2 protein-coding genes are annotated in these 879 nt (G+C 52.7%); both read right to left on the bottom strand.

Features of this window, described 5'->3' with window-relative positions:
• Positions 1–560, bottom strand: a 560-nt coding sequence (locus J4G02_22760; GenBank protein ID MCE2397330.1) for a 4'-phosphopantetheinyl transferase superfamily protein, incomplete at its 3' end; no start/stop codon positions are given.
• Positions 561–634: 74 nt separating this feature from the next.
• The coding region (locus J4G02_22755) for an aldo/keto reductase (GenBank protein MCE2397329.1) at positions 635–879 on the bottom strand (245 nt) is incomplete at its 5' end.

Below are 879 nucleotides of genomic sequence, written 5' to 3'. Positions count from 1 at the left end.
GGAATAGACATCCCTTTTCCTTCCGCCTTGATATAGGCTTCCTTGCGCGTCCAGCAGTTAAAAAAACCTTCTTTCCGCAGGTGTTGGGGGAGTGCGCGGAGCACAGCCGCTTCTCGTGGTGAGAAGAATCGCTCGGCAAGTTTCTCAACTTCAACATCAGGGCGAAAATACTCGATATCGATGCCAATCTCCCGACCACAAGTGATGGCGTAGAGCGCAATTCCGTGGGAGTGAGACAGGTTGAAACAGAGTTCTTCCGCGCCAGCCTCTTCGGTCAAAGCTGGCTTCCCGTAAGAATTATAACAGAAGCGCAGCTGGTCTGGTTCCCTGTCCAGATAACGGCTCAAGATATTCCGCAGCAGTCCACGTCCAGCGATAAAGTGCTCTCGGTGTTTCTGGAAGTAAAATCTTTCAGCTCTGGCACGCTCATCTGCTGCGAGCATATCCTCAAGGGTGCGCAGCTCGGAGACGGACACATGCAAGGATGCCCGCCACACATGGACTGCATTGTTGGGTAGTAGGAGCGTTTTGGGTGGGGAATCCCATGAAGATGAGGTCATCGGTTTTTCCTCAGCCGAATTGTGTTGGGTTCAACTTCACAATGATTCGGTCGAAACCTGATGGGAAACGAAAATCAGTTGATCCCACCACCGAACCGTGCCTCGTATTTCTCCCATACCTCATCGGAGAGGGGCACGCTCGCCGCTCGTACGTTTGCTTCCAACTGCTCGACGTTCAACGAACCGATGTTGTTCCCGTGAATCCGATCGTCTAGCAAACAGAACTGCAGGGCTAATTGAAGCAGATCCACTCCCTCCTCCTGACACCATTTCCATCTTTCTCTCGCAGATTCGAGGTCGGGGTGATTTGCCCACCGCC

It is taken from the genome of Candidatus Poribacteria bacterium (genome assembly GCA_021295755.1).
Lineage (GTDB): Bacteria > Poribacteria > WGA-4E > WGA-4E > PCPOR2b > PCPOR2b.
The sequence above is the reverse complement of the archived record's forward strand: the minus strand, read 5'-3'. Positions and strand labels throughout refer to the sequence as shown.